This window comes from Billgrantia endophytica, assembly GCF_002879615.1.
Taxonomy (GTDB): Bacteria; Pseudomonadota; Gammaproteobacteria; order Pseudomonadales; family Halomonadaceae; genus Halomonas; species Halomonas endophytica.
Genome location: NZ_PNRF01000028.1, coordinates 149,627 through 157,195, shown reverse-complemented (window position 1 = coordinate 157,195; position 7,569 = coordinate 149,627). Strand labels below are relative to the sequence as shown.

Sequence of the window (7,569 nt, the reverse complement as noted above, 5' to 3'; positions counted from 1 at the left end):
CGATCAAGCCTTCGTCGCCTTGCAGTTGGCGGGCGCTCAGTTGCATATCGCCCTCGCCCAGTTGGACGATCTCGCCGCCGGCGTTGCGCAGGGTACCGGCAACGTCGAGCGTCAAGTCACGTTCCGCCTCCAGGCGGCCCTGGGTGTTATCGAGGGTGTCGGCGTCAAGGGTGAGCTCGCCCGCTATGGAGCCGATCAGCCCGACGGTGTTGTCGAGACCGCCCGCCGCGATCTCGACATCTTGCTCGGCGAGAATGCGGCCTTGGCTGTTGTCCAACCGGTCTTCAGCATCAAGGCGCAGGGCACCGGCGGTGGCAAGCTCGCCGCGCTGGTTGTCGACACTATCCGCCTCAATGGAGAGTTCACCCTCGGCGTGCAGCAGACCGTCCGCGTTGTTCAGTTTGCCGGCGCTAAGTTCGATATCGGCGGCGCTGAGAATCACGCCTTCGCGGTTGTCCAGTTCGCCGTCGATATCGAGCGTCAGCGGACCATCTTCGCCCAGGTGGCGCATTTCGCCACCATGGTGGCTGAGCGAGCCTGCTTGCACGCTGATACGCTCGGCTTGGGTCAGCCCGCCCGCAAGGTCGATTGCCTCGCCCTGTATCGCCAGCTCGCCCTGGCTGACGATCAAGCCTTCGTCGCCTTGCAGTTGGCGGGCGCTCAGTTGCACATCGCCTTCGCCCAACTGAGCGATTTCGCCCTGAGCGTTGGCCAGGGTACCGGCAACGTCGAGTGTCAAATCACGCTGCGCCTCCAGGCGGCCCTGGGTGTTGTCGATGTCATCGGCGATGATAGTGAGCTCGCCCGCTATTGAGCCGATCAAACCGGCGGTGTTGTCCAGGTTGTCCGCCGTGATCTCGACATCTTGCTCGGCGAGAATGCGGCCTTGGCTGTTGTCGAGTTGGGCGATCTCCAAACGCAGGGCTTGGGTGCCGTGCTGCACGATGTCGCCGCCCCGGTTGGAGAGCGTATCGGCTTGAAGGTCCAGGTGTTGACTCTGTACGCGGGCGCCATCGGTGGCGAGGCCGGTGGCGGCGTGCAGGGCGAGGCGCGTTTGCGCGGTGAGTTCGCCGCCCGTGGCGTCGAGCCCGCCTTCGCGGGCGGTGATGGCGATCTCCTCGGCCTGGAGCTGACCGCCCCGCAGCGAGATGCTGTCCGCCTCGGCATAGAGGCCGCCCGCCGCCAGGGTGGCGCCGCCGGCTTCCAGGCGCGAGGCGCGCAGGTGGAGTTCACCTTCGCTTACCAGGGCGCCACGGCTCTCCAGCCGGCCATCGGCGCTCAGGGTCAGTTGTTGCGAGGCGGCAAGGTCGCCGGCGTGGTGGACGCCGACCCCGCGCTCGGTGGCCAGCAGATGGATCTTGCCGGCATACATGCCGCCCAGGTGGGCGACGTCGATGGCAACTTCAGGGGCCTCGCCCCGGCCCGCGATGGGGGTGATCTCGGCGCGGTCGGCGCTGATGGCGTTGGCCCCGGCGGCGACCTCCAGGTCGTTGGCCCAGACCCCGGCCTGGACCTCGACGGCCCGCGCCAGGATGGCGGTGTAGTCGCTGTCGCGGGTATCCAGGCCATCGCCCGCGATGCGGATGGTGCCCTCCTCGACCCGGTAGCCAGCCAGGTCACCGCCGCTGAATTCGGGGCGCCCGGTGGTCAGCGTGGTGCCGCTGGCGTTGATAAAGCCCGCGCCATCGACGTGGATGCCGGCGGGGTTGGCGATGACCACCTCGGCACGCCGCCCAGCGACTTCCACATGGCCGCGCAACTGGCTGGGATCGCGCGAGTTGACTTCATTGACGATCACCCGCGCCTCGCCGGTGGCGAGGTTGGGGTTGCCCTGCACCCAGCCGCCGAGCTGGGTCTGGGTGGCCTGGCGCGCGTTGTTGAGGATTGCGCCTTTGCCATCCACATCGAACTGGCGATAGGCGTTACGCGACACGCCCTGGGCGCTGGGCGTCTGGATATTGACCTGGGGGGTACCGTTGGCGCTCTCCAGCACGTGCGGCCGCTGCGCCCCCGGCGCGTTGCGATCGGGAAGGATCTGCGCCTGGGCGGGCAGCGCACATGCCAGACTCGACGCGACCAGGATGGCCCAGCACAGGGGCGTGAGACGGCCGAGAAAGAACGTGGATGGCGGCTCGCCGCCTGCTGGCCCCGCCGCCACGCTACCGCCCTTGCCCCGCGTCATGCCGAGCTCGGCGGCGACGACCAGTTGTCCCTTGGCCTGGTTGAACACCAGGCGGTAACGATACCTGTTCATCGCTCAGCTCCTTGCTGAATGAGAATATTTCCGATATCGGCCAACACGACGATAGCTTTAGTGCACCGCTAGAACACCAGATTCACGCTGAGCCCCACATCATGCCCGTCGCTGCGAAACCCGTCCGGTTTCTTGACCGGCGTGGCCACGAAGACGTCGTAGTGCAGGTGGCGCAGCAATGCCCCTCGCAGCCCCACGGCGGCCCCGGTCAGTTGCGTTCCCAACAACCATTCCGTACTTGGCCCCCCGACATGGCCGTGGTCGAGCGCGGCATAGAGCCGCTGGGCGCTGTTGCCCAGTGGCGCTTCGAGTTCGTTGCGCACCAGCCAGCCGCGCTCGGCGGAGAGGCTGGTGTCGTGGAAGCCTCTCACCGTATAACGGCTACCGATGGAAAAACGCTCCAGCGGCGACAGCGGCGTCAGGTTGCGCTGCATGCGCCAGTGGCCGCGATAATGCAGCCTCTGTTCGCCGAGCTGGAACGGTAGGTCGAGGTCGGCATTCGAGGTGACGATCTGAAAACGCGAGGTGCCGTCACCGAAGGGTTCTTCCGGAGCCGGTCGCGCACCGAAGGCGCCGGTGCCTCGCTGATAGCCCAGCCCCAGGTCCAGCACCGCCCGGCCGAGGAACTCGCGATGTGCCACGCCGGCTTCCCAGCCGCCCACGTTACGCCGCTGTACCTCGATCTCGAGGTCATCGATATAGTTGCGCGACTGGCGCTGGAAGCCGGCGAGGTCGAAGGAGGTCTTGCGCGAGGCATCGCGATGGATCACACGTGACAGGCCGGCCCGGAGCGTGCGGCTGGTGCCGCTGTAGACGTAGTCTTCGAAGGCCCCCACCACGGTCTGGTGGTAGTCGTGGTCGCTGGCGGTGGCGGCCAGGCGCCAATACCCCCAGGGCACGGCGTAGTGCAGGGTACGGCTCTTGTTGCCACGCCTACCGCTGTCACCGCCTCCCAGGTCCTTGCCCAGGTAGGCATAGAACAGGTCGTTGATGCCCAGCGGGTTGTCATAGGCCACGGTGACGCCATTGAGATACCGGCCCGTGGCATCGCTGCCGCCATTGTCCAGCGACCATCCGGGGCGTAGCGGGAATCCCTGTGCGTAGTCGATCACCAGGTCGCTGCTGCCGGGTTCGTCGGCGGGGGCGATCTGGATGTCGACGTCCACGGAAGGCAGGCTCTGGAAGTTCTCCAGCGCCTGCTCGATGTCGCGCAGGTTGAGGATGTCGCCCGGCCTGGCCGGCACGGCGTTGCGCAGGGACGCATGGGGGCGGTCGGGATCGGCGACGCGCAGACTGGCGATACGCCCGGGCAGGAGCGTGAGGGTGAGAGTGCCATCGCTGAGATCCTGGGGCTCCACGAGCACGCGGCTGGTGACGAAGCCGCGCTCGATCAGCGCATTCTGGGCGCGCTGTACCACCAGGTTGACGCCCTGGGTACCCAGGCAGCGTCCGATGGGCGTATCGTCCGCGCCGTCACCGGCCACCGCAGCATCGAGCCATGGGAAACGCTGAAGGTCCTCGCCCTGCCATGCCAGCGTATCGATCACGAAACATGGCGATTCCTGGTCAGGGAAACGCCCCACCGTTTCCAGCGGCACCGACAGGCGCACATCCGGCACCGTCTCCTGGCGCTCCTGCAGGGCCCGGTCACGCTCGCGCTGGCGCAGCAACTCGTCATCGGCGGGCGGCGTCTGGGCCTGGGCGCCGACACTCCCGATTACGCCCCCCAGCAGCAGCAACGGAAAGGATAACCACCCGATGCCACGGGCGGATGAGTGCTTCGTGTTCGTGGCAGACAACGCTCGATCCCCTTGCGAACCCACGCCTCCTCGGCATACGGGCATGAACGTCGAGCCTGCCCGCCATCATCAGCATCGGCCACATTCAACTTTTCTTTAGCAGCAACAGCCGCTGCATCGCCGGCGTCGGCGCCTCCAGCTTCTCGAAACGGCGGCTGGCGGCGTAGCTGTCATTGAAGGCGTCGAAGTAATCGTCCAGCACCTGGCCGGCCAGGACGTCGCCGTTCTGACGCAGCAGCTCAACCGCCACCTCGGCCGTGCAAAGGTGCGCCGCTGACGCCGGCTTGCGCAGCCGGTAGCGCGTCAGCCGCTCGGTGGCCAGCGGCAGCACCAGCAGGCTATCCAGGTAGGCGCTCTTGCGGAAGATACGCCGCGCCTGGCGCCAGGTACCGTCGAGCAGGATGAAGGCCGGCACCTTTCCCGCCGCCCTGGCCTCGGTCACCGCATCGATTCCCACCACGCGTTCGGCGTAGTCCGGCTGGTCGTCGGGAAAGATGACGAAGGGAGCGTAACGAGGATCTTCGAGCAGCGTCAGCAGGCGCTCGTCCGGCGTGGTCCGGTACCAGGTGAATACTTCGGTGTCGGGCAGCACGTCGCGGATCAGCCGCCCGGTGTTGGTGGGCTTGTGGTGCTCCAGAGGGTGAGTCAGCAGCCAGATACGCGCCGTGCTCTCGACCGTGACCCGGTAGGGGCAGAGGCAGTTCAGGCGGGGCAGGTTGCAGCCCGGGCATCGTTCGACGGAACTCCCTCGCGCCTTGAACTCGCGCCGTGGCGGCCGGGGATGGCCCGTTGCGGGGTCGCGGTCGATGAAATCGCTGGGGGTGTCGTCCGGCATGTTGGTTTGTCGCGGGTGCTGAAAGGGGCGGCATTCTACCATGCCTCTCGCTTCGGGAGAGGCTGCAAGCCGAGTGGCATTAGGCCATCAGGGTCTCCGGTATCCACAGCCGCCCTTCCCGCTTCCAGTAACGCACCAGTCGAGGCACTCCCTTTCCCGCTGTCTGACTGAGCCGCGCCACACCGGGTGGTGAGAGAACCTCGGCCTCGGGATCCACCAGCACACAGGGGGCCTCCAGCGGGGCATGGTCCAGCAGCGATGCGGCCGGCATCACCGCCAGGGACGTGCCGACCACCAGCAGCAGGTCGGCTTCGGCAACGGTTTTACAGGCCTCGCTGAAGTGCGGCACGCTCTCGCCGAACCAGACGACATCCGGGCGCAGCTGACTGCCTTTGTCACAGATGTCTCCCAGCTCGATACCGCCACGCGGCAGTCGATACTGCATGCGCGCATCCACCGTGGAGCGGGCCTTGAGGATTTCCCCATGCAGGTGCAGCACGTTTCGCGAACCGGCCCGCTCGTGGAGGTCATCGATATTCTGGGTAATGATACTGACCCGAAAGCCACTCTTTTCCAGGGCCGCCAGGGCCTTGTGGGCCGCGTTGGGTCGGGCCCGGCGCACCTGGGTCCGGCGCATGTTGTAGAACGCCAGTACGCGCCGGGGGTCGCGGCGCCAGGCTTCGGGGGTGGCCACCTCCTCGAGGGGGTGGTCGGCCCACAGGCCGTCGCCGGCCCGAAAGGTCTGGATGCCGCTCTCGGCGCTGATGCCGGAGCCGGTGAAGACCACCAGATGGGGGCGCCTGTCCTCAGCCATTCGTTGCCTCGTCATTGCCGCTGCCAGCCGGGGGTATCGCCTCGCCAGGCCTCACGACGGCTCGCCTCAATAGACCAGGCCATTCCCCTCGGTGCCGGCGAACCGCTGCTTGTTGCGATAGGGATAGACATCGATGACGCGCCCATCGAGGATGGCCTGCTGAAGCCCCTTCCAGTAATCCGCATCGAGCAGCTCCGGGTGCAACTCATAGAAGAGCTTGCGCAGACGTATGTCGGCGAACAGGAAAGGGCCGAATTCCTCGGGGAAAATATCATTCGGCCCCACCGAGTACCAGGGTTCATCGGAGAGTTCCTGTTCGGGATACATCGGTTCCGGAATATGGCGGAAATTGCACTCGGTGAGATAACAGACCTCGTCGTAGTCGTAGAAGATCACGCGGCCATGGCGGGTGACCCCGAAGTTCTTCAGCAGCATGTCACCGGGAAAGATGTTGGCTGCCGCCATCTGCTTGATGGCGTTGCCGTAGTCCTTGAGCACGGCGCGGGTCTCGTCCGCGTCGCACTGCTCCAGGTAGATATTGAGCGGCGTCATCATCCGCTCCGTGTAGCAGTGCTTGATGATGACCTTGTCACCCCTGAGCTGGACGTTGGAGGGAGCCACCTCCAGCAGTTCCTCCAGGCACTCCGGAGCGAAGTGATCCTTGCGGGCGATGAAGTTGGAGAACTCCTGGGTATCGGCCATGCGCCCGACCCGGTCATGGCGCTTGACCAGGCTGTACTTCTCGCGCACGTTCTCCCGGCTCATCTGCTTGGTGGGGTCGAAGCGATCCTTGATGATCTTGAACACCGTACGAAACGACGGCAGCACGAATACCGCCATCACCATGCCACGCACCCCGGGGGCGATGATGAACTTGTCCTCGCGCTTGGCCACCTGGCGGTTCAAGGCGCGGAAAAATTCCGTCTTGCCGTGCTTGAAGAAGCCGATGGTGGCATACAGTTCACCTTCCGGCTTGTCGGGCATGAGCTCCTGCAGGTAATCCACGAACTCGCCCGGGACCTGCACTTCCACCTGGAAGTAGGCGCGGGTGAAGGAGAAGATGATCGAGACCTCGTCGGACTCGATGAGCACCGTGTCCAGGTGCAGGCCTTGCCCCTCGTCGTGGAGCACCGGCAACACCAGCGGGACCTGCTCACCGCCACCCCGAACCCGCCCAACCAGGTAAGCCCCCTTGTTTCGGTAGAAGACGCTCTTGAGCAGTTCGACCTCGGTATCCGGCGCATCGAGGATGGCGGCCGGCAGGTGGTCACGCAGGAATTCAGCGGCCAGTCGCGTATCGCGCTGCAGATCATCGAAGGGCGTCTCGAAGGGAGCGTCCGCCAGCGCCCAATGAATGGCCTGCTCCCACTTCCCTTCCACCGCCAGACGGCGACATCGCTCGATGCCCGAGTGGTGAGCCGCCGCGTCCCGGGAGCTGTAGACGAACATCCAGTCGTTACGGATATGGCGGTGATGGAAGATCGAACAGAACATCGAATTGAAATAGGTCTCGGCCAACTCGTAGTCGAGGCGCTGGCTGATCAACTCGGCATAGTGGTTCCTGGCCTCGCGCCAGCACTCGCAGTGGGTCAGGTCCTCGTCACCAAAGGAACGCTTGAGCCTGTCGAGGGTTTCCTCGACCTTCTGGTCGTAGAGGTTGATACGTTCCGCGGAAGCCTGCTGCGCTTCCCGCCATGCGGCATCGCGGAAGCGGCGGCTGGCGTCCGCGGTGATCTCCTTGAAGCGTGAACGGTACTCGTCGAAACCGTGCAGTATGGTGGCGGCAAGACGATAGGCGGGCGAGTGCTTCATGGCAAACTCCGGGAGGCGTAGGCCGACAGCTTCGCCAATTCTCGCCCGGGATGCG

5 protein-coding genes are annotated in these 7,569 nt (G+C 65.5%); all 5 read right to left on the bottom strand.

Annotated elements, in window-relative coordinates:
- A partial coding sequence (locus C1H69_RS13995; RefSeq protein ID WP_133154975.1) for a two-partner secretion domain-containing protein occupies positions 1–2,254 on the bottom strand: 2,254 nt, incomplete at its 3' end.
- Between the two features lie 68 nt (positions 2,255–2,322).
- Positions 2,323–4,053 carry a ShlB/FhaC/HecB family hemolysin secretion/activation protein gene (locus C1H69_RS13990; RefSeq protein WP_205738487.1) on the bottom strand — a complete coding sequence of 577 codons (1,731 nt, stop codon included), beginning with the start codon at positions 4,051–4,053 and terminating at the stop codon, positions 2,323–2,325.
- An 85-nt stretch (positions 4,054–4,138) separates the two neighbouring features.
- Positions 4,139–4,888, bottom strand: coding sequence for a tRNA-uridine aminocarboxypropyltransferase (locus C1H69_RS13985; RefSeq protein ID WP_102654147.1), 750 nt, complete (start codon positions 4,886–4,888; stop codon positions 4,139–4,141).
- 79 nt (positions 4,889–4,967) lie between these two features.
- The gene (locus C1H69_RS13980) at positions 4,968–5,702 is read right to left on the bottom strand and encodes an SIR2 family NAD-dependent protein deacylase (protein WP_102653997.1); all 735 of its coding nucleotides are present in this window, start codon (positions 5,700–5,702) and stop codon (positions 4,968–4,970) included.
- Between the two features lie 66 nt (positions 5,703–5,768).
- Positions 5,769–7,514 (bottom strand): bifunctional isocitrate dehydrogenase kinase/phosphatase, encoded by a 1,746-nt coding sequence (aceK, locus tag C1H69_RS13975; protein ID WP_102653996.1) that lies wholly within the window; start codon positions 7,512–7,514, stop codon positions 5,769–5,771.
- Positions 7,515–7,569 lie beyond the last annotated feature (55 nt).